General features: G+C 61.7%; 17 protein-coding genes, 3 tRNA genes and 3 rRNA genes. 17 read left to right on the plus strand and 6 right to left on the minus strand.

Annotated elements, in window-relative coordinates; translation table 11 throughout:
• Positions 1–153: 153 nt before the first annotated feature.
• The 4 genes from pdhA to lpdA all read left to right on the plus strand — a co-directional run bounded on the left by pdhA (position 154) and on the right by lpdA (position 5,474).
• Entirely contained in the window at positions 154–1,260 is a 1,107-nt protein-coding gene (gene pdhA, locus FEJ81_RS01275) for a pyruvate dehydrogenase (acetyl-transferring) E1 component subunit alpha (protein ID WP_138243566.1), read from the plus strand.
• Between the two features lie 4 nt (positions 1,261–1,264).
• Complete coding sequence (locus tag FEJ81_RS01280; protein ID WP_138243567.1) at positions 1,265–2,260, plus strand: alpha-ketoacid dehydrogenase subunit beta; 996 nt, start codon at positions 1,265–1,267, stop codon at positions 2,258–2,260.
• Positions 2,261–2,262: 2 nt separating this feature from the next.
• Positions 2,263–3,933, plus strand: coding sequence for a dihydrolipoamide acetyltransferase family protein (locus FEJ81_RS01285; protein ID WP_138243568.1), 1,671 nt, complete (start codon positions 2,263–2,265; stop codon positions 3,931–3,933).
• Between the two features lie 71 nt (positions 3,934–4,004).
• Complete coding sequence (gene lpdA / locus FEJ81_RS01290; RefSeq protein ID WP_138243569.1) at positions 4,005–5,474, plus strand: dihydrolipoyl dehydrogenase; 1,470 nt, start codon at positions 4,005–4,007, stop codon at positions 5,472–5,474.
• 256 nt (positions 5,475–5,730) lie between these two features.
• Here lpdA and FEJ81_RS01295 read toward each other — a convergent pair whose 3' ends face one another.
• Together FEJ81_RS01295 and FEJ81_RS01300 are read right to left on the minus strand one after the other, a co-directional pair.
• On the minus strand, positions 5,731–6,027 hold the full coding sequence (locus tag FEJ81_RS01295; protein ID WP_138243570.1) for a DUF7521 family protein: 297 nt from the start codon (positions 6,025–6,027) through the stop codon (positions 5,731–5,733).
• The gene (locus FEJ81_RS01300; RefSeq protein WP_006431791.1) at positions 6,024–6,401 is read right to left on the minus strand and encodes a winged helix-turn-helix domain-containing protein; all 378 of its coding nucleotides are present in this window, start codon (positions 6,399–6,401) and stop codon (positions 6,024–6,026) included. Before FEJ81_RS01300 ends, FEJ81_RS01295 begins: the two co-directional genes overlap by 4 nt.
• A gap of 899 nt (positions 6,402–7,300) precedes the next feature.
• On the opposite strand from FEJ81_RS01300, the gene FEJ81_RS01305 reads away from it, so the two are divergent.
• The 6 genes from FEJ81_RS01305 (at position 7,301) to FEJ81_RS01330 (ending at position 14,501) form a co-directional block, all read left to right on the plus strand.
• Positions 7,301–8,774 (plus strand): 16S ribosomal RNA (locus tag FEJ81_RS01305).
• Between the two features lie 154 nt (positions 8,775–8,928).
• A tRNA-Ala gene (locus FEJ81_RS01310) sits at positions 8,929–9,000 on the plus strand.
• A gap of 222 nt (positions 9,001–9,222) precedes the next feature.
• A 23S ribosomal RNA gene (locus FEJ81_RS01315) occupies positions 9,223–12,144 on the plus strand.
• A gap of 129 nt (positions 12,145–12,273) precedes the next feature.
• Positions 12,274–12,395 (plus strand): 5S ribosomal RNA (gene rrf / locus FEJ81_RS01320).
• Together the 16S, 23S and 5S rRNA genes with 2 tRNA genes alongside form the textbook arrangement of a ribosomal RNA operon.
• A 144-nt stretch (positions 12,396–12,539) precedes the next feature.
• Positions 12,540–12,615 (plus strand) — tRNA-Cys (locus FEJ81_RS01325).
• Between the two features lie 395 nt (positions 12,616–13,010).
• The gene (locus tag FEJ81_RS01330) at positions 13,011–14,501 is read left to right on the plus strand and encodes a hypothetical protein (RefSeq protein WP_138243571.1); all 1,491 of its coding nucleotides are present in this window, start codon (positions 13,011–13,013) and stop codon (positions 14,499–14,501) included.
• Between the two features lie 390 nt (positions 14,502–14,891).
• Here the strand turns inward: FEJ81_RS01330 and FEJ81_RS01335 are convergent.
• From FEJ81_RS01335 to FEJ81_RS22975, 3 genes are all read right to left on the minus strand, one after another.
• Positions 14,892–14,965, minus strand: a tRNA-Lys gene (locus tag FEJ81_RS01335).
• 79 nt (positions 14,966–15,044) lie between these two features.
• Entirely contained in the window at positions 15,045–15,740 is a 696-nt protein-coding gene (locus FEJ81_RS01340; protein WP_138243572.1) for a DUF7119 family protein, read from the minus strand.
• A gap of 57 nt (positions 15,741–15,797) precedes the next feature.
• A complete protein-coding gene (locus tag FEJ81_RS22975; protein WP_006430304.1) occupies positions 15,798–15,938 on the minus strand; it encodes a hypothetical protein in 141 nt (46 codons plus the stop codon).
• Positions 15,939–16,706: 768 nt separating this feature from the next.
• Between FEJ81_RS22975 and FEJ81_RS01345 the strand changes: the two genes are divergently transcribed.
• From FEJ81_RS01345 to FEJ81_RS01370, 7 genes are all read left to right on the plus strand, one after another.
• On the plus strand, positions 16,707–16,988 hold the full coding sequence (locus tag FEJ81_RS01345; protein WP_138243573.1) for a DUF6360 family protein: 282 nt from the start codon (positions 16,707–16,709) through the stop codon (positions 16,986–16,988).
• Positions 16,989–17,088: 100 nt separating this feature from the next.
• On the plus strand, positions 17,089–17,583 hold the full coding sequence (locus FEJ81_RS01350; RefSeq protein WP_138243574.1) for a ferritin-like domain-containing protein: 495 nt from the start codon (positions 17,089–17,091) through the stop codon (positions 17,581–17,583).
• A 5-nt stretch (positions 17,584–17,588) separates the two neighbouring features.
• Positions 17,589–17,723, plus strand: coding sequence for a hypothetical protein (locus FEJ81_RS24100; protein ID WP_267877918.1), 135 nt, complete (start codon positions 17,589–17,591; stop codon positions 17,721–17,723).
• A 111-nt stretch (positions 17,724–17,834) separates the two neighbouring features.
• A complete protein-coding gene (gene rimI, locus FEJ81_RS01355) occupies positions 17,835–18,308 on the plus strand; it encodes a ribosomal protein S18-alanine N-acetyltransferase (RefSeq protein WP_138243575.1) in 474 nt (157 codons plus the stop codon).
• 54 nt (positions 18,309–18,362) lie between these two features.
• Positions 18,363–18,839, plus strand: coding sequence for a DUF5810 domain-containing protein (locus FEJ81_RS01360; protein ID WP_138243576.1), 477 nt, complete (start codon positions 18,363–18,365; stop codon positions 18,837–18,839).
• A 25-nt stretch (positions 18,840–18,864) separates the two neighbouring features.
• A complete protein-coding gene (locus FEJ81_RS01365) occupies positions 18,865–19,275 on the plus strand; it encodes a DUF5809 family protein (protein WP_138243577.1) in 411 nt (136 codons plus the stop codon).
• A gap of 70 nt (positions 19,276–19,345) precedes the next feature.
• On the plus strand, positions 19,346–19,954 hold the full coding sequence (locus FEJ81_RS01370) for an NUDIX hydrolase (RefSeq protein WP_138243578.1): 609 nt from the start codon (positions 19,346–19,348) through the stop codon (positions 19,952–19,954).
• A gap of 48 nt (positions 19,955–20,002) precedes the next feature.
• On the opposite strand, the gene FEJ81_RS01375 is transcribed toward FEJ81_RS01370, so the two are convergent.
• The gene (locus FEJ81_RS01375) at positions 20,003–20,257 is read right to left on the minus strand and encodes a PLDc N-terminal domain-containing protein (RefSeq protein WP_138243579.1); all 255 of its coding nucleotides are present in this window, start codon (positions 20,255–20,257) and stop codon (positions 20,003–20,005) included.
• Between the last annotated feature and the right edge of the window lie 42 nt (positions 20,258–20,299).

Genomic DNA, 20,299 nt, shown 5'->3' on the forward strand with positions numbered 1-20,299 from the left:
AGTCGACTTTGCGCACTTCTGTTCGCTGTTGTCGAGATCTGGGACGGAGGCGTACAGCCGTCCGGCAAAAATCCGACGAACAGTAACCTACTTTTGGGAAACTCCTTTATCCTGAGCGATAGTTCATTAGGGTATGTACAGGTGGGTTGTCCCGTGAGTACGTTACAGCGCGATCCCCGCGAGCGAGTACAGATACTCGACGAGGCGGGTCGGGTCCGAGAGGGTGCCGAGGTTCCGGACCTCACTGACGACCAACTCGTCGAGATGTACGAGCAGATGCGGCTCGTGCGCCGGTTCGACGAGCGAGCCGTCAGCCTCCAACGACAGGGGCGGATGGGCACCTATCCGCCGCTGTCCGGACAGGAGGGCGCACAGGTCGGCAGCGCCCACGCGTTGGCCGAGGAGGACTGGGTCTTCCCCAGTTACCGCGAACACGGCGTCGGGCTGGTTCGGGGCCTCTCCCTCGAGCGGACTCTGCTCTACTGGATGGGTCACGAGCGCGGAAACTACATGCCCGAGGATGTCAACATCTTCTCGGTCGCGGTCCCCATCGCGACCCAGATTCCCCACGCGACCGGCGCGGCGTGGGCCTCGAAACTCCGCGACGAAAACAAGGCCTTCGTCTGTTACTTCGGCGACGGCGCGACCTCCGAAGGCGACTTCCACGAGGGGCTGAACTTCGCCGGCGTCTTCGACACGCCGAACGTGTTCTTCTGTAACAACAACCAGTGGGCCATCTCCGTGCCGCGCGAGCGCCAGACGGCGAGTGCCACGCTCGCCCAGAAGGCCACCGCCTACGGCTTCGAGGGTGTGCAGGTCGACGGGATGGACCCGCTCGCGGTGTACAAGGTCACGAAGGAGGCCCTCGAGAAAGCCAAGGATCCCGGCGAAGACGAACTGCGGCCGACGCTCATCGAGGCGGTCCAGTACCGGTTCGGAGCCCACACCACGGCGGACGATCCCTCCGTCTACCGGACCGACGACGAGGTCGAGCGCTGGAAGCAGAAGGATCCCATCCCGCGCCTCGAGACGTACCTGCGGTCGACCGGCGTCCTCGACGCGGAGCGGGTCGAGACGATCGAGGCGCGGATCGAGGAGGCCGTGGCCGACGCGATCGAGTCGGCCGAGTCGGTCGAACGGCCCGACCCCGAGGAGATCTTCGCCCATGTCTACGAGGGGATGCCCCGACGGTTACGAAAGCAACTCGAGTACTTCGAATCGATCCGCGAGGACCACGGCGACGACGCGCTCTTGGAGTGATACCATGGCTGTAGAATCAGGCTCGGAGAACCTCACGCTGGTACAGGCGGTACGGGACGGATTACACACCGAGATGGCTCGCGACGACGACGTCATCGTCATGGGCGAGGACGTCGGCAAGAACGGCGGCGTCTTCCGGGCGACCGAAGGGCTCTACGACGAGTTCGGCGAGGACCGGGTCGTCGACACGCCGCTCGCGGAGTCGGGCATCGTCGGGACGGCGATCGGGATGGCCGCCTACGGGATGCGGCCGGTCCCCGAGATCCAGTTCATGGGCTTCATCTATCCCGCGTTCGACCAGATCGTCTCCCACGCCGCGCGCCTGCGGACGCGCTCGCGCGGACGATACACGTGTCCGCTGGTCGTCCGCGCCCCCTACGGCGGCGGGATTCGAGCGCCCGAACACCACTCCGAATCGACCGAGGCGATGTTCGTCCACCAGCCCGGGCTCAAGGTCGTCATCCCGTCGACCCCTTACGACACGAAGGGGCTGCTGACCAGCGCGATCCGGAGTCCCGATCCGGTGCTCTTCCTCGAGCCGAAGCTCATCTACCGGGCGTTCCGCGAGGAAGTCCCCGACGAATCGTACGAAGTCCCCCTCGGCGAGGCGGCCGTCCGTCGCGAGGGCAGCGACATCTCGGTCTACACGTGGGGCGCGATGACCCGGCCGACGCTCGAGGCCGCCGAGAACCTCGAAGACGAAGGGATCGACGCCGAAGTAGTCGACCTGCGAACGGTCTCGCCGCTGGACGAGGAGACGATCGTCGACTCGTTCAAGAAAACCGGCCGCGCCGCGGTCGTCCACGAGGCACCCAAGACCGGCGGACTGGGAGCCGAGATCACCGCGACCCTGCAGGAGGAAGCCCTACTGTATCAGGAAGCCCCGGTGGAGCGTATCACGGGTTTCGACACGCCGTTCCCGCTGTACGCGCTCGAGGACTACTATCTGCCCGAGCCGGCGCGCATCGAGGACGGCATTCGAGACGCCGTGGAGTTCTGATCATGGTCAGGGAATTCGAACTACCGGACGTCGGCGAGGGAGTCGCGGAGGGCGAACTGGTCTCGTGGCTGGTCGAAGCGGGCGAGACAGTCGAAGAGGACCAACCCGTTGCGGAGGTCGAGACGGACAAAGCCCTCGTGGAGGTTCCCGCGCCGGTCGACGGCACGGTCCGCGAGTTACACGTCGAGGAGGGTGCGGTCGTCCCCGTCGGGACGGTAATCATCTCCTTTGATGTAGCGGGAGAAACCGAAGGAGCAGCCGAGACGGAGACGGAATCGGAGCGAGAGCAGACGAGCGAACCCGCCGGCGTCGACGAACCGGGCGAGCCACAAGCGGAAACCGGTGACGCTGCCGGCGACCCCGGCGCGACCGGGGCGGACACCGAAGCGGTCGCGCCGCCCGACGATCGCGTCTTCGCGCCCCCGCGCGTGCGCCGGCTGGCCCGCGAACGGGGAATCGACCTCTCGAGCCTCGAGGGAAGCGGTCCCGGCGGTCGGATCACCGCGGCCGACGTGCAGGCCGCTACCGGCGGGGCCGGCGACGGATCGGTTCAGGTCCAGCCGGAGGCCGCTGAACCCGCATCCGATACGGCCGGCGCTGAATCGAGCACGAGCGGCTCGAGCGCCACGAGTACCGGTGCCGGAACCGGCGAGGGATCGGCTTCCGCGGCAGGGGCCGAGGCCTCGAGCACCCAGCGAACCGAGACGCCGACACAGGTCGAAGCCGCGGATCGCGACAAGACACTGGCCGCGCCCGCGACCCGGCGGATCGCCGACGAGGAGGGGATCGACATCGATGCCGTCCCGGCGACCGAGGAGCGCGACGGTGAAGCGTTCGTCACGCCGGAAGCGCTGCAGGAGTACGCGGACGCCCAGCAGCGGGCACAGGAGGCGGATCGGGACGCAGTCGAATCCGGTGAGGGGGTGGGAACGAAGGGGACCGAGTTCGCCGAGGGCGAGCGCGAACGCCGCGAGCCGTTCAGGGGCGTCCGCAAGCGGATCGCCGAGGCGATGGTCGAGTCCAAGTACAGCGCGCCCCACGTCACCCACCACGACGAAGTCGACGTGACCGAACTCGTCGAGGCGCGCGAGAAACTCAAACCGCGTGCCGAGGAGCGCGGCATTCGGCTCACTTACATGCCGTTCATCATGAAGGCCGTCGTCGCGGCGCTGAAAGAACACCCCGAGATGAACGCGGTCATCGACGAGGAGGCAGACGAAATCGTCTACCGCGACTACTACAACATCGGAGTCGCGACCGCGACCGACGTCGGACTGATGGTGCCGGTGGTCGAGGACGCCGACCGGAAGGGACTGCTACAGCTCTCCTCGGAGATGAACGAGGTCGTCCAGAAGGCCCGCGACAGAACGATCAGCCCCGGCGAACTGCGCGGCTCGACGTTTACGATCACTAACGTCGGAGCGATCGGCGGCGAGTACGCCACCCCGATCATCAACTACCCCGAGGCGGGCATCCTCGCGATCGGCGCGATCAAGCGCAAGCCCCGGGTCGTGGTCGATGAGGAGACCGGCGAGGAGTCGATCGAACCCCGCTCGGTGCTGACGCTGTCGCTGTCGTTCGACCACCGGCTGATCGACGGGGCCGTCGGCGCGCAGTTTACGAACACCGTCATGGAGTACCTCGAGAACCCCAGCCTACTATTGCTCGAGTGATCGAAGCCAACGCTACCGACCATGGACGCACACAGTTCACGCACGATACACGCGACGGAGGAGGATAACTGATGGTCGTCGGAGACGTCACCACCGGAACCGACGTACTGGTCATCGGCGCGGGCCCCGCCGGCTACGTGGCCGCGATCCGCGCCGGCCAACTCGATCTCGACGTCACGCTCGTCGAGAAGGACGCCTACGGGGGGACCTGTCTGAACTACGGCTGTATCCCCTCGAAAGCGCTGATCACCGCGACCGACGTCGCCCACGAGGCCGCCACCGCCGAGGAGATGGGCATCCACGCCGATCCCGCGATCGACCTCGGCGGGATGATGGACTGGAAGGACGGCGTCGTCGATCAACTCACCGGCGGCGTCGAGAAACTCTGCAAGGCCAACCAGGTCACCCTGCTCGAGGGAACCGCCCGCTTCGCCGACGAGAACACCGTCCGCGTCTCCCACAGCGGCGAGGGGCAGGGCTCCGAGACCCTCGAGTTCGAACACGCCGTTATCGCGACCGGTTCGCGGCCCATCGAGATTCCGAACTTCGAGTACGGGGACGAACCGGTCCTCGACTCGAAACAGGCCCTCGCGCTCAAGTCCGTCCCCGACTCGCTCGTCGTCGTCGGGGCCGGCTACATCGGGATGGAACTCGCGAGCGTCTTCGCCAAACTGGGGACCGACGTGACCGCCCTCGAGATGCTCGACTCGATCCTCCCGGGCTACGACGACGACCTCAAACGCCCGGTCAAGCAACGCGCAAACGATCTCGGAATCGACTTCGAGTTCGGCTATACCGCGACGGAGTGGCACGACCGCGACGACGCGGACGGTATCCGCGTCGTTGCCGAGCCAGCCGAACGGGCCGCCGCCGACGGGGGAGGAGCCGAAGCCGTCGAAGACGAACGTCTCGAACTCGACACCGAAAAGGTACTCGTGGCCGTCGGCCGCCAACCGGTCTCGGACACGCTTGATCTTGCGGAAGCCGGACTCCAGACGGACGACCGCGGGTTCATCGAAACCGATTCGCGCGCACGCACGACCGTCGACCACATCTTCGCCGCGGGCGATGTCGCCGGCGAACCGATGCTCGCACACAAGGGCAGCGCAGAGGGCAAGGTCGCCGCCGAAGTGATCGCCGGCGAACCCGCCGCTCTCGACCACCAAGCAATGCCGGCCGCCGTCTTCACCGATCCCGAAATCGGAACCGTCGGCATGACCGAATCCGAGGCCGACGACGCCGGCTTCGAGACCGTGACCGGTCAGTTCCCGTTCCGCGCGAGCGGCCGCGCCCTCACGACCGGGAACTCCGACGGATTCGTCAAAATCGTCGCCGACGACGAAGACGGCTACGTCCTCGGAGCCTCGATCGTCGGCTCCGAAGCTTCGGAACTGATCGCCGAACTCAGCCTTGCGATCGAACTCGGCGCGACCCTCGAGGACGTCGCGTCGACGGTCCACACCCACCCGACGCTCTCGGAAGCGGTGATGGAAGCCGCCGAAAACGCGCTCGGACACGCGATTCACACGCTGAACCGCTGACGCGGGACCACGGATGGTCGCGTGCTCGCGGCTCGTTCTCATCGATTCGTTCGAATCTGTTTCTCTCGAGGGTGTCGCTTTCCGCTGGCGCGTTAGACGACGGGAAGCGGAGCGAACCCGACTGTCGGATGGCCCGAAAACGCGACCGGCGGGAACCGTGAACCCGCAGCGAACTGCGAGCCGACTGCTACGCGATCAGTGCCGGAACTGGCGCGCTCGCATAACAGTTCCCCGAGAGATAGACGGATCGTGCCGCTCACTGCACGTACAGCGAGTACGCGATCACCACGAAGCCGGCCAACACGAGCAGACTCTCGAGCAGGATCCCCGTCGCGAGCTCGACGCCGAGGAGTTCGTACAACATGCCGGCGAGCACCAACCCGAGCGTGACGAGGCCGAACCCGCCCGCGAGATAGCCTAACGCGCGCTGGCGGGTCCGTCGATACGCCTTGAACGCGAAGTACGTAATAATGCCCCCGACCACGAGCACGAGCGTCTTGACGACGGCCAGCGCGAGCATGATCTCGGCCGAGCCGGCGGGAAATGGATTCATGTTTCCTTTCGCACCTCCGACCACAGGTCCGCAAGCCGTTCGTCCGCCGTCCGCGCCGGCCGATCGATCTGGACCGTCAGCGACCGGTCCTCGTCTAACCCGAGCGTGATCTCGTCGAACGCGACCGAGTACTTGCTCGCGTGATGTCCGTCCTGTCGAATCTCGGTCGACTCCTCGAGCAGCGTCGCCTCGGTCAACAACTCGAGTTTCCGGTACAGCGTCGACTGCGGGATCTCACACCGCTTCGATAGCTCCGATGCGGTCATGGGTTCCTCGAGGTTTCGGATGATTTCACGGCAGTCGGGATCGTCCAGCGCGGAGCAGATCTCCTCCGCAGCCGGCGTCGATTCCGAAGCGAACGGGTCCCGGACCATTCGTCTCCCCCTTGCAACGCACGTGGTTTATCGGCATCGATGCGTTCCCCAGCCGCTGCCGTCGAGCCGTCGACACGAAGCCTTCTTGCGCGTGCGCGCTCGAGTGCGACTCACGCGGGTATCATTCGGTCCGACTCCCTACAAGGGCGGGATGACCGGCCGACCTCCGCCCGCGTGACACCCGTTGCAGCCCTGAGTCGATTTGCTCGAGGAGCGACTGCATTTATTAGTATTAGTGATGCGACCCTCTCGTGGAAAACCGTGGCATGGTAGCGGGTTCCGATATCAGTCTGGTCCGACGGTCTTATATGTGTACCCGGCATCGATTGGAATGCGAACGACGTGGCGTACACCGCCATGTTCCCTCCGGCCGCAACCCGGCGCGGGGGATGTCTACATCCACCCCGGATAATCCGTCGGTTCGATCCGACGGCCTTATCCGTACTCGAGGGTTCCACTATGGATGTGTTCGCGACCGGTGTTCCCGGTTGCGACAGTCCGGAGCCCTTATACGTGCGTGGGCGTTCAGTTGTGATCGCACACGCCCTCGCCGGATGCGATTTCCGGCTGGGCGGCGATCCGACGCCCTTATATGTACGAGGGCATTCGGATGTGAACACGAAAGATGTGATCGACGGGACGTTCAACTCGTTCCGTCATCCCGGATGGCTCGAGTCCGAAGGGGTTATGTACCCCAGACGGCTTAGAAATACATCCGCACGAGATGAGGATTCCACCCCTGCGGTCCGCCGTACAGATGGGATCTGATGTTAGCCTTGGTAGTTCGGTGACGCCCGCTCGGTCGTCGAGTCGGAGTCATCGAACGTGGACCATTATGTGTGAGTGTGTATTAACATTCACCGCCAATAGACCCTCCCCAACTGGGGAGATCATATAGCATTCCGGTTGATCCTGCCGGAGGTCATTGCTATTGGAGTCCGATTTAGCCATGCTAGTTGCACGAGTTCAGGCTCGTAGCAGATAGCTCAGTAACACGTGGCCAAACTACCCTATGGATCCGGATAACCTCGGGAAACTGAGGCTAATCCGGAATAGCGTTCATCGCCTGGAGTGGCACGAACGCGAAACGTTCAGGCGCCATAGGATGTGGCTGCGGCCGATTAGGTAGACGGTGGGGTAACGGCCCACCGTGCCCATAATCGGTACGGGTTGTGAGAGCAAGAGCCCGGAGACGGTATCTGAGACAAGATACCGGGCCCTACGGGGCGCAGCAGGCGCGAAACCTTTACACTGCACGCGAGTGCGATAAGGGGACTCCAAGTGCGAGGGCATATAGTCCTCGCTTTTCACGACCGTAAGGTGGTCGTAGAATAAGTGCTGGGCAAGACCGGTGCCAGCCGCCGCGGTAATACCGGCAGCACGAGTGATGACCGCTATTATTGGGCCTAAAGCGTCCGTAGCTGGCCACGCAAGTTCGTCGGGAAATCTGCGCGCTTAACGCGCAGGCGTCCGACGGAAACTGTATGGCTTGGGACCGGAAGACCAGAGGGGTACGTCCGGGGTAGGAGTGAAATCCCGTAATCCTGGACGGACCACCGGTGGCGAAAGCGCCTCTGGAAGACGGATCCGACGGTGAGGGACGAAAGCTCGGGTCACGAACCGGATTAGATACCCGGGTAGTCCGAGCTGTAAACGATGTCTGCTAGGTGTGGCACAGGCTACGAGCCTGTGCTGTGCCGTAGGGAAGCCGTGAAGCAGACCGCCTGGGAAGTACGTCCGCAAGGATGAAACTTAAAGGAATTGGCGGGGGAGCACTACAACCGGAGGAGCCTGCGGTTTAATTGGACTCAACGCCGGACATCTCACCAGCATCGACAACGTGCAGTGAAGGTCAGGTTGATGACCTTACTGGAGCCGTTGAGAGGAGGTGCATGGCCGCCGTCAGCTCGTACCGTGAGGCGTCCTGTTAAGTCAGGCAACGAGCGAGACCCGCACTCCTAATTGCCAGCAACACCCTTGTGGTGGTTGGGTACATTAGGAGGACTGCCAGTGCCAAACTGGAGGAAGGAACGGGCAACGGTAGGTCAGTATGCCCCGAATGTGCTGGGCGACACGCGGGCTACAATGGCCGAGACAGTGGGATGCAACCCCGAAAGGGGACGCTAATCTCCGAAACTCGGTCGTAGTTCGGATTGAGGACTGAAACTCGTCCTCATGAAGCTGGATTCGGTAGTAATCGCGCCTCAGAAGGGCGCGGTGAATACGTCCCTGCTCCTTGCACACACCGCCCGTCAAAGCACCCGAGTGGGGTCCGGATGAGGCCAACGCAACGTCGGTCGAATCTGGGCTCCGCAAGGGGGCTTAAGTCGTAACAAGGTAGCCGTAGGGGAATCTGCGGCTGGATCACCTCCACAGACCGGGACCGGGGCGTCGCCCCGGCCCACCCTAACTCGTGGCGCGTTGCGCCACGCGGTGCACGTTCGATCGACCATCGGTTGGCCGATCGGGCACCTTTGAACTACCGAGGCTAACATGATACGCGCTGTCCACCCACGTGGGTGGACGTGGGCCCATAGCTCAGTGGTAGAGTGCCTCCTTTGCAAGGAGGATGCCCAGGGTTCGAATCCCTGTGGGTCCATGGCTCGGTGCGGATCGAATCGTGCCCCTTAAGTAGGGCAGACGACTTCGATCTAATCCGACGAAACTGATGCACCACTCCGCGTAAGTGCGAGTGGGAAGGGTTAATGCAGGCCGGCTGTCTACCGGCGTGCAGATGAGACCGTGTGTACGTGTAGTCCAGGCGTCCACTGGACCCGTTCCCGGGTCACGATGTTGCGACTTTGTCGCAACGCCGATCCGATGAACGTGGCTACTGTGCCAGCTGGTGGATCGCTCGGCTTGAGAGCTGATGAAGGACGTGCCAAGCTGCGATAAGCCCAAGGGAGCCGCACGGAGGCGAAGAACTTGGGATCTCCGAATGGGAATCCCCACCGCAATTGCTTCGCGCAATGGGGAACGTCGAGAATTGAAACATCTTAGTATCGACAGGAAAAGAAAGCAAACGCGATGTCGTTAGTAATGGCGAATAAACGCGACACAGTCCAAACCGAAGCCCTTACGGGCAATGTGGTGTTCGGACTGACTCTCATCAGCAGAAACTCGACACGAAGTCTCTTGGAATAGAGCACGAAACAGGGTGACAGTCCCGTACTGCCGACGAGTATGCTGTGCGTCAGTTCCAGAGTATCGGGGGTTGGATATCCCTCGTGAATATCGCGGGCATCGACCGCGAAGACTAAACACTCCTCAAGACCGATAGCGAACAAGTAGCGTGAGCGAACGCTGAAAAGCACCCCACGAAGGGAGGTGCAATAGGGCGTGAAATCAGTTGGCGATGGAGCGACAGGGCATACAAGGTCCCGGACACAATGAATCAGGTGCGAACCTGTAGTAAGAAGTTTGGGAAGCCGGTGTTCTGTCGTACGTTTTGAAAAACGAACCAGGGAGTGTGCCTGTTTGACGAGTCTAACTCGATTATCGAGGAAGGCGAAGGGAAACCGACATGGCCGCAGTGCTTTGCACGAGGGCCGCCGTGTTCAAGCGCGGGGAGTCAAACGGGCACGACCCGAAACCGGACGATCTACGCAAGGACAAGGTGAAGCGTGCCGAAAGGCACGTGGAGGCCTGTTAGAGTTGGTGTCCTACAATACCCTCTCGTGATCTTTGTGTAGGGGTGAAAGGCCCATCGAGTCCGGAAACAGCTGGTTCCAACCGAAACATGTCGAAGCATGACCTCTGCCGAGATAGTTCGTGGGGTAGAGCGACGGATTGGGGGACCGCACTCCGAGAGGAGTGCGCCCCCCTGTCCAACTCCGAACCTACGAACGTCGTTTGACGCAGGGAGTCCGGTGCACGGGGTAAGCCTGTGTACCGTGAGGGAGACAACCCAGAGCTGGGTTAAGGTCCCCAAGTGTAGACTAAGTGCGATCGAAGGTGGTCTCAAGCCCTAGACAGCCGGGAGGTGAGCTTAGAAGCAGCTACCCTCTAAGAAAAGCGTAACAGCTTACCGGCCGAGGTTTGAGGCGCCCAAAATGATCGGGGCTCAAGTCTACCACCGAGACCTAGCAGCACCACTCAGACTGGTGATCTCGTAGGTTGGCGTTCTGTTCGGGTGGAAGCACGGTCGAGAGATCGTGTGGACCGTTCAGTAACGAAAATCCTGGTCATAGTAGCAGCGTTAGTCGGGTTAGAACCCCGACGGCCGAACGAGTAAGGGTTCCTCAGCAATGCTGATCAGCTGAGGGTTAGCCGGTCCTAAGTCAATCCGTAAGTCGAAATTGACAACAGGGAAATAGGTTAATATTCCTATGCCAGTGTGCACTCAAAGCCAACGCTTTGGGGCCGCCTGAGCTGGGCTTTCGCCCAGTCTAACTGTCGAACTTCGTGGAAGCCGTAATGGCACGAAGCGAACGAATGGCAGGATAGCGCAAGTCAGGCCAACCTAGAGCCCGTGAAAAGGCGAGCACACTGTCCGTACCGAGATCCGACACAGGTACTCGTGGCGGCGAAAGCCAAGGTCTGTCGGGAGCAACCGACGTTAGGGAATTCGGCAAGTTAGTCCCGTACGTTCGCAATAAGGGATGCCTGCCTCGCGAAGAGGCAGGTCGCAGTGACTCGGGCGCTCCGACTGTCTAGTAACAACATAGGTGACCGCAAATCCGCAAGGACTCGTACGGTCACTGAATCCTGCCCAGTGCAGGTATCTGAACACCCCGTACAAGGGGACGAAGGACCTGTTAACGGCGGGGGTAACTATGACCCTCTTAAGGTAGCGTAGTACCTTGCCGCTTCAGTAGCGGCTTGCATGAATGGATCAACGAGAGCGCCACTGTCCCAACGTTGGGCCCGGTGAACTGTACGTTCCAGTGCGGAGTCTGGAGACCCCCAAGGGGAAGCGAAGACCCTATAGAGCTTTACTGCAGGCTGTCACTGAGACGTGGTCGCCATTGTGCAGCATAGGTAGGAGCCGCTACACAGGTACCCGCGCTAGCGGGCCACCGAGGCAGCATTGAAATACTACCCGATGGTGACTGCGACTCTCACTCCTGGCGGAGGACACTGGTAGCCGGGCAGTTTGACTGGGGCGGTACGCGCCTGAAAAGATATCGGGCGCGCCCCAAGATTTCCTCACCCGAGTCGGAGACTCGGGGAAGAGCGCAAGAGCAAAAGGAAGTCTGACAGTGTCCGGCACAACGACGGACGCTGACGCGAAAGCGTGGTCTAGCGAACCAATGAGGCTGCTTGATGCGGCCCATTGCTGACAAAAAAGCTACCTTAGGGATAACAGAGTCGTCACCCGCAAGAGCACATATCGACCGGGTGGCTTGCTACCTCGATGTCGGTTCCCTCCATCCTGCCCGTGCAGAAGCGGGCAAGGGTGAGGTTGTTCGCCTATTAAAGGAGGTCGTGAGCTGGGTTTAGACCGTCGTGAGACAGGTCGGCTGCTATCTATTGGGGGTGTTACGGTATCTGACGGGAACGTTCGTATAGTACGAGAGGAACTACGAATGGGTGCCACTCGTGTACCGGCTGTTCGAAAGAGCACGTGCCGGGCAGCGACGCACCACGGGGTAAGAGCTGAACGCATCTAAGCTCGAAACCCACCTGAAAAAGAGATACCACCGAGGCCACTCGTAGAAGACGAGATCGATAGACTCGGGATGTACGCACCAAGGCAACGAGGTGTTGAGTCCGCGAGCACTAACCGGCCAAGCCACACACTCATACACTACATCGCATTGGATCCGTGACGCGCGAACGGGTCCGGACGCAAACTGGACTACACGTACACTCGGTCATAGACATGCCACCGATTACGGTTTGACGACGGTTCGAGTCCGTCGGTCGGCATTACGGCGGCCATAGCGGCGAGGTGCCTCCCGTACCCATCCCGAACACGGAAGATAAGCTCGCCTGCGTTACGGTTAGTACTGGAGTGGGCGACCCTCTGGGAACCCCGTTTCGCCGCCACCACTCATACTCAGACTTTCACCCTCACAGAGCGGCTGCTAAAGCAGTCGCTCTGTGGGGGTTTCTGTATTTCCCTGATCAGTGACAGCAACCACGATTGTGCCGTACCGCTATGCTTAAACGAACGCAGTGTCAACGGTAGGATGCGCCAAGGTGGCAGAGTCCGGCCGAACGCAGCGGCCTGCAGAGCCGCCCACCGCCGGTTCAAATCCGGCCCTTGGCTTATACCAAATTCCTTACAATCCACGCGGATTGTAGGGTCCAGCCATCGCGAACGTCGGCTGGAACGCAGTTTTTCGATACTTCCGAGAAGCATCATGAACCACATCCCGCGATAGCGACGGCTAACGGAGATTTGCTGCGATCAGGTGACACTCTTACTCCGGCAACTCGAGCGGTGTCCCTTATCAGTATATCCTCGAGCGGCCAGCATTCAACGAGGAATTCGAGGGAATCGAGTGGTCGAATCGTACTTACTGAGACGATGATCTTGTGGGTGCCGCAAGAGCGCTACACTGCTTGTCAGAGGATATCCGTCTCGTAATTAGAATAACACAATAATACGATACTACAGACAGCCAGAATATAATTATACCAATAGTGAAAAGTTGGGGACGGATGGTTTCTAGAAGAGTGGTCGTCGTGGGGCTGCTATTCGGGTCGATACTCTCTGCGGGTTTCGTTGGCGGGACTACGTTCGTTGATATCGATGGAGATGGAGAGTCTGCATTGAGTGAAGTTAGAGAGGGCACTGATCCCTCGTCTGCCGACACTGACGAAGATGGCCTTGATGACGGGAAAGAGAAACAGTACGGGACCAACCCAATCAATGCGGATACTGACGGCGATGGGCTAGAGGACGGCCAAGAGGTGAACGAACTCGAGACAAATCCGTCCGATACAGACTCCGATGGAGATGGTCTGAGCGATCCAGCTGAAATACGAGAATACGAGTCGAACCCGAGAGCGATCGATACGGATGGTGATGGACTCTCAGACGATGACGAAGTTTACGACTACGGCACTGACCCGACAGACACCGATACTGATGGGGATGGACTATCCGATCGCGAAGAAGTCGAAGCGTATGGGACGTCGCCGATAGATATCGATACAGACGACGACGGGGTCGGCGATGGTCTCGAGAGGAACGAGTACGGGACTGATCCGACTCGAAATGATACGGACGATGATGGTATCAGTGATGGCGACGAGATAGAGATTTACGAGACTGAGCCAACGAGTACCGATACCGACGGCGACGGACTCGACGATGATGACGAAATCTATACTCTCGAGACTGATCCAACGAACGTCGATACCGATACTGATGGCGATGGCGTCGACGATGCATCCGAAGTTGATGACTATGAGACGAATCCTTACGATTCGGATTCCGACGACGATGGGCTGACTGACGGAGCGGAAATCATCGAGTACGGGACTGACCCGACTGATGAGGACACGGATGGCGACGGACTTTCTGACGGCAAAGAGGTGAATCAGTCTGATCAATACCCGGGCGCGGATCCGCTTCGAACGGACGTCTTCGTCGAGGTAGACGAAATGGAGGGAACCGAATTACCGAAGCGGGAAACGGCTAAAATCGTACAACAGTTCGAAGACGCACCGATTGATAACCCGGATGGGTCGACCGGTATTTCGCTACACGTCGAGTACGACGAGATCGTTCCGTCAGAGCCGCGAACGGAGTGGGACGGTTCGTATGAGGACTACCGGGACCAGTATCGGGATCAGAACGGAACGGGCTACCACTATCTGCTTATCGTTGAGACCGCCATCCACGATGGAAGAAGCGTCGGTGGCACTGCCGCAAGCGACTCGAGCGGTGCGATGATGGTCCGCCACTATGAGTGGAGTGATATTACAGGAACGACTGCCATGCATGAGCTGGGTCATTCCCTCGGGCTAGCTGATGTTCACGAGGGAATCGATTCTAGAAGGTATTCGCACCAGGAGTACCCGAGCGTGATGAACTACAACCGGCCTAATAACTACTATGGGTACTCGACTGGTGGGTCTTCGAGGAATGACTTCGATGACTGGAGCTATCTCGAAGAACACCTCGAAACACCACAGATCGGATAACAATATGGCCGGTGACTACTAGTCGAGGTAGCGGATTATTTCGTGGTTTATTTTCCAACTCCTCTCCTCACTCGCTTCGCTCGTGAGACTTCGTTCTTCCGCGCTCAAACCGCGGTCGCTGCTCTGCCGGTTACGAATCGGTTCTCGCAGAAGCGGGCCAGGCGCGATCGTGAACTACGCCGAGACGTTCCTGCTCGCTCGCAGGCTGCGGCTCGTCTATTTCAACTCACTTCGGATCTGCGACCTGCTGCTCACATAGTGTTCGCAGCAGGAAAGTGGGCTGGGCGCGATTTGAACACACGATCGGACGTGCTTACTCCGTTGTGCGCGATCTCCCTGCGATTCAAATCGCGGTGGTTTTGCCACTCGCGACCTTGCTCGTGGCAAAAGCGGGCCGGGCGCGATTTGAACACGCGACCGTCTGGTTAAAAGCCAGACGCTCTGCCAAACTGAGCTACCGGCCCCGTGGTTTCCCTTTTCGGGGAGTAGCGGTTAAACGTTTCTTTCTCCGCTACGGATGTGTCCCGTTAGTTCGAGACGAGTTCACTCGAGGTACTGCTCGAGCGCCTCGGTGACGAGGTGGCCGGGGTCGATGTCTTCGACGGAGGCGCGACGCCGGAGGTCGCGGTAGGTGTGCGGTGAGAGGGTGAGCTCGAGTCGGCCGAGGGTGATATCGTGCTCGGCGAGCGCCTGATCGATGGATGTCCCGTCGTTGATCGAGCTGGCGACGCTTCGCACGTCGCGGACGGTGAGGTTTCCGTCGAGGGTGGCCCACGCGAGGAGGAGTCGTGCTTCACCGCCGACGCGGGCGATGTGTTTGGCGGCGGTCGGTGCGATCTGGCCGATCGCGACCTGCTTGCGGACCGATCTCGGGAGGTCGTGGACGCGGGCCCACTTGCGGATAAACGAGACGGTGGCGTCGCCACCGGCGCGTTCCGCGGCGGCTTTGTAGGAGCCTTCGCCACGGACGAGCGCGGCGCAGGCGGCCGCGCCGCGGAGCATGTAGAGGTGATCGTCGTTGGTGTTGCCGGCTGCAAACTGGCGGACGGTTTCGGCGGCGTCCGCGAGGCTGTCGGGGTCGTCGGGATCGAACTGGACGGCCTCGCGGGCGCGGGTCCCGGCGACCGATTCGTCGCCCCGGATAACTGGTGCACCGACGGGAGATTCGCGGTCCGTCGGGATCGATCGACCGTTCTCGCCGCGGCGGTGCGAACGATCACCGGGCCGGTTGTCGGTCATGCACCTCGTTACGGGTCTCGCAGTCAAAAAGGTCGTTGCCGTGGCGAAATTCTCGGGTTACTCCTCGCGCTGCTCTGCGAGGTGCTCCCAGATTTCCGTACAGCCGGCCCCTTCCTCGATGTCGTCGAGGTGGGCATCGTCGCGCTCCTCGGATTCCTGCTCGACCGGCTCTGGTTTGCATTCGGCTGTATCAGTCATTGCCGGCCTTTCGAACCCCGTCGGCATAAGTATCGCTTCGGCTGCAAACGATACCCGTGCTCTGTCTTATGGGTTGATTATGCCGCTATCTCTGACGGATTGGGTCCTCGAGGTGTTCGGTTGTCGACGAGGACCTGCCGAATGACGCGGTGGAAGCCGATACTAATCGTGCCACCGGGTTCGGTGTCGACGGCTATCGACTGGTGAAATGCTGGGAGACGATCGTCCGTCAGGAGGGACCGCTCGAGAGAGTGGTGGCGCAGTCGAAGTCGTCCGGAGTGAGCGCATTCGGTAGCGAGGGGGCTCTCCATTGGGGAAGGGTCCATTTCAGTTCCGTCGATCCGCGATCGACGTTTCGTATCGGGCCGCGTGGGAGGCCAGCGACTGACAGTCGAGTCGAGTATCACGAGCAGGCGGTCACCGATTGCGTCGACCGTCGGTGATTCGAGAACGAAGTTTCTGCCCACCGTCTCGGTCGGGTGTTCGACTCGAATGGCCGATCGGTTTCTCACGACATTGTGGTGGCAAAAACGGCCGGTAAGTGTGGTGGTCGGTTCGGTGCCGTCGAGATCGGTAGACACGGGTGGTCTCAGCGCTTGCTATCTGGGGGCGTTCAAACATCGAATTCCGCTACCGAATGGGAACCGGCGCTGAATTCACCGGGAAACTGTTCGCGACTGCACTCGAGTCCGGAGTCATTGCGGCTGGTCCGCTGTCGGTCGGAACAGCCATCGGTATAAGTGAGCACGCCGCGAGTGTCGAACCGATATGTCCGATCGATTGATGACGGTCAACGCGTACACGACGCTGGACTACGTCGAGGGGAAGGCGGTGGGCGAGACCTTCGAGTGGGAGTCGGTCGCCGTCGTGAACGCGACCGCCGATCGCGAGGATCCCGAGGAGATCCGCCTCCAACTCGAGCTCGATAATCTGTCCGAGGAGCACGTGCCGAAGCATATGGAAGAACTCGAGTTGACGCCGGCACAGGCCCGTACGCTGGCTGCCGATCTCGAGAAACACGCCGATCGCGTCGAGGACGCGACGGAGTAGCCCGAGTCAGTTCTGACGGCGGGATCGACTCGCGGCGACACCTGCCGTCGCAGGCTCCCGTCTTTTTCGCTCGCCCGGTGAACGCTCGAGTGGATACACCATGAGCATGGACACGATTCAGGACCTGTTCGAACACGGCTTGGAGGACATCTATCACGCGGAGCATCAGCTCCTCGACGCGCTCGAGGAACTCGAGTCAAACACGGAGCGCGAGGAAATCGTGCAGGCGTTTTCGGAACACCGCGAGGAAACGGAAGGACAGATCGACCGGCTCGAGGAGGTCTTCGACATGTTCGGCGAGCCGCCGGAGAAAGAGGAGTGTGAGGGCATCGAGGGCCTGCTCGAGGAGTACGAGGAGTTCGTGTCGATGGACCCCGACCAGGACGTAATGGACTATCACAACATGGCGGCCGCGGAGAAGACCGAACACTACGAGATCGCCGCCTACGGGAACCTGATCCCGCTCGCGGACCAGCTCGGTATGGACGACGCCGCCGACCTCCTCGAGGAGAATCTCCGTGAGGAGCAAGCCGCCCTCGAGGAGCTGACGGAACTGACCGAGGAGTTCGAAATGGACGCGATCCCGGCCGAGTGATTCGCGTGACTGACGACGGCGATACCGAGGCCGACGACGAGGAGGAACAGACCCAGTACGGCGGTACCGAAGACGAGCAGCCGACGACCGATCTCGACGAGGGCGACGAGGACGGCGGAGACGGCGATACTGACGAGTAGCTCCCCGTTCCGCGCTGTTTCCCGCTGTCTCGAGCCGACGCGATCGCCCGATTTCGCCGACGGCTGCCGAGACGCGTACGGCTTTTACTGTTCGGTGCGTTACTGCCGCGTGTGACAAGGCCCGCGCCGGAGGACGGCGAAGAAGTGACGGTCCGACCCGCGGAGCGCGCGGATCTGCTCGCGGTCGTTCGCATCGAGAACGCGTCGTTTTCCCAGCCCTGGCCCTACGACGCGTTCGAGCGGTTCCTCGGCAAGCCGGGATTTCTCGTCGCCGAGTGCGACGGCGAGGTCGCCGGCTACATCGTCGCCGACGTGACCCAGCAGATCGGCCGCGCGCTCGGCCACGTGAAGGATATCGCCGTCCACCCCGACCACCGCGGGGACGGCGTCGGCTCCACGCTCCTGTCCCGATCGATCGGCGTGCTCGCGGCTCACGGCGCGCAGACGGTCAAACTCGAGGTTCGGCGGTCGAACGACGGGGCGAAGCGCCTCTACCGGGAGTTCGGGTTCGATCCGCTCCGGCGGGTTCCCGAGTACTACGGCGACGGCGAGGACGCGATCGTGATGATCCGGAAACTCGGCTGACTCGATACCGGTCGGTTGCGGGACGTTTTACCGTTCGCGGTCGTACGGTCTCCTATGGGATACGCCTGTCCGGTCTGTGACGCCGAAGAGGCCGACGCGGTTCACCTCGCGAACCACCTCGCGATCACCGCGTCGCTCGGTCGCGAGGACCACCGCGAGTGGCTCGAGGAGTACGCGCCCGACTGGGGCGACTGCAGCCCTGAAGAACTCGGGGAACTCGTCAGCCCGCACGCGGACGAAATCGACACGCCGGAGTTCGAGGAGCGCGGCCACGGCCACGGCCACAGCCACGGTCACGAGCCCGGCCGACCCGATTCGCTCGAGGCGGGCATCTCCCGCCAGAGCCGCCAGCCCGGTCGTGGATCGATGACTGCCGAAGCCGAGAACGTCCTGCAGGAGGCCGCGGAGTTGACCCGCGAGATGCAGGACTCGAGCGAGGGCGAGGCGGCCGACGACTCGGCCTCGAACGGCGACCCTGCGGACGACGCCGGCGACGCTGACGGCGACGCCGACGGGAACGGAAACGCGTAACTGGCCGTCGGCCGACTGTCCGGATATGCACACGGTGGGGACGTTCACCTTCGAATCGGCCGAAGCCGCGCGAGCACAGTACGAGTCGGTCGGCCCCGCGGCCCAGACGGTCGTCCGCGAGGTGGCCAAGGCCATGGAATTCGAGCGCGAGGAGTACGACGAACGCGTTACGGGCGACGTCATCGAGACCGCTCGAGACGCCCTCTTCGCGAGCCTGCTTGAGGTCCGCGTCGGGAGCCGCGAGGAGTTCGAGGACTGGCTCGAGAGCTACGACGGTGAGATGACCAAAACGGGCCACGAGGACGTCGATCACGTCGTCTGGCACGCGGGGCCCGAGGAAACTGCCGTCGCGGCGACCTTCCAGAACGAGGAGGACGCGGCGGTCGCGACGCTTCGGCGGCAGGCGTTCGGACGGCTGTATCGAGAACTGGTGTAGCTCCGTCGCGAGACCCGACCAGAACGAGCGACCACTATCTATTATCCGCTCGAGCGCCCATTCTCCCACGATGACTGCACCCGACGAGTGGGAGCTACTCGAGGAACGGACCGAGTACGAGACCGGCTGGTACGACGGCGGCTATGACCTGCTCGAACAGCCCGACGGGACGGAGAAACGCTACTATTGGGCGACGCTGCCGGCCGCGGTCGTCGTGGTGGCGCGGATCGACGGCAGCGTCCTCGCGGACGCGGCGGGCGGTGCTGACACCGGTGACGGCGACGCTGGCGCTGGAACCGACGAAGACCGGCTCCTGTTCGTCGAACAGTACCGGCCGACGATCCGCGAGACCCACCTCGAGCTCCCCGCGGGGATCGTCGAGGACGGCGAGTCCTACACGCAGGCGGCGACGCGAGAACTCGAGGAGGAAACCGGCTTCCGGCCCACGAGCACCGCGCTCCTCCAGGAGTACGCCGTCGCCACCGGCGTCTTGCGCCACGACCGCGCCATCGTCTACGCCGAGGGGCTCGAGCCGGGCGAACGGGAACTCGATTCCAACGAGTTCCTCGAGGTGACGACGATACCGGTGAGCGAAGCGCTCGAGCGCGCCCGCGAACGGCCGACGAACGACGCGACGCTGTCGGGGTTGCTGTTAGCGAAAGAAGACGGACTGATTTAAATAGCGACGCGGTCGATCGGTTCCCCGTCTCCGAGATTGGATCCTGCTCTAGAACTGGGTCCGGTGATCGGTCCGACTGCTCCGTCGGTCTCTGCCGATGAGGACATACAGTAGGAGGCCAAGCAAACCCCCGAAGAATACGACGAGCGTCCAGAGTACTGCACTCTGGGGACTGTTCGTCTGCGCATCGCTGTAGACCCATATCAGCGCGGCGATCTGAATGACGAAAAACACCAAAGCGACGAAGAGAATGAAGCCACCGGCAGCGGCTTGCATCGGAACGAGGGCAGTTTCCGGAATCATTACCGCAGCTATACCATAGACCAGCTATATGTTTTCCGTTCT

This window comes from Natrinema versiforme (assembly GCF_005576615.1).
GTDB classification, from domain to species: Archaea; Halobacteriota; Halobacteria; order Halobacteriales; family Natrialbaceae; genus Natrinema; species Natrinema versiforme_A.

Bases quoted from the DNA above. Each gene is read 5' to 3' on its own strand.
- FEJ81_RS01280 (WP_138243567.1), top strand. From the start codon at position 1,265: ATGGCTGTAGAATCAGGCTCGGAGAACCTCACGCTGGTACAGGCGGTA.
- FEJ81_RS01285 (WP_138243568.1), top strand. From the start codon at position 2,263: ATGGTCAGGGAATTCGAACTACCGGACGTCGGCGAGGGAGTCGCGGAG.
- lpdA (WP_138243569.1), top strand. From the start codon at position 4,005: ATGGTCGTCGGAGACGTCACCACCGGAACCGACGTACTGGTCATCGGC.
- FEJ81_RS01295 (WP_138243570.1), bottom strand. From the start codon at position 6,027: ATGAATCCATTTCCCGCCGGCTCGGCCGAGATCATGCTCGCGCTGGCC.
- FEJ81_RS01300 (WP_006431791.1), bottom strand. From the start codon at position 6,401: ATGGTCCGGGACCCGTTCGCTTCGGAATCGACGCCGGCTGCGGAGGAG.
- FEJ81_RS01330 (WP_138243571.1), top strand. From the start codon at position 13,011: ATGGTTTCTAGAAGAGTGGTCGTCGTGGGGCTGCTATTCGGGTCGATA.
- FEJ81_RS01340 (WP_138243572.1), bottom strand. From the start codon at position 15,740: ATGACCGACAACCGGCCCGGTGATCGTTCGCACCGCCGCGGCGAGAAC.
- FEJ81_RS22975 (WP_006430304.1), bottom strand. From the start codon at position 15,938: ATGACTGATACAGCCGAATGCAAACCAGAGCCGGTCGAGCAGGAATCC.
- FEJ81_RS01345 (WP_138243573.1), top strand. From the start codon at position 16,707: ATGTCCGATCGATTGATGACGGTCAACGCGTACACGACGCTGGACTAC.
- FEJ81_RS01350 (WP_138243574.1), top strand. From the start codon at position 17,089: ATGAGCATGGACACGATTCAGGACCTGTTCGAACACGGCTTGGAGGAC.
- FEJ81_RS01360 (WP_138243576.1), top strand. From the start codon at position 18,363: ATGGGATACGCCTGTCCGGTCTGTGACGCCGAAGAGGCCGACGCGGTT.
- FEJ81_RS01365 (WP_138243577.1), top strand. From the start codon at position 18,865: ATGCACACGGTGGGGACGTTCACCTTCGAATCGGCCGAAGCCGCGCGA.
- FEJ81_RS01370 (WP_138243578.1), top strand. From the start codon at position 19,346: ATGACTGCACCCGACGAGTGGGAGCTACTCGAGGAACGGACCGAGTAC.
- FEJ81_RS01375 (WP_138243579.1), bottom strand. From the start codon at position 20,257: ATGATTCCGGAAACTGCCCTCGTTCCGATGCAAGCCGCTGCCGGTGGC.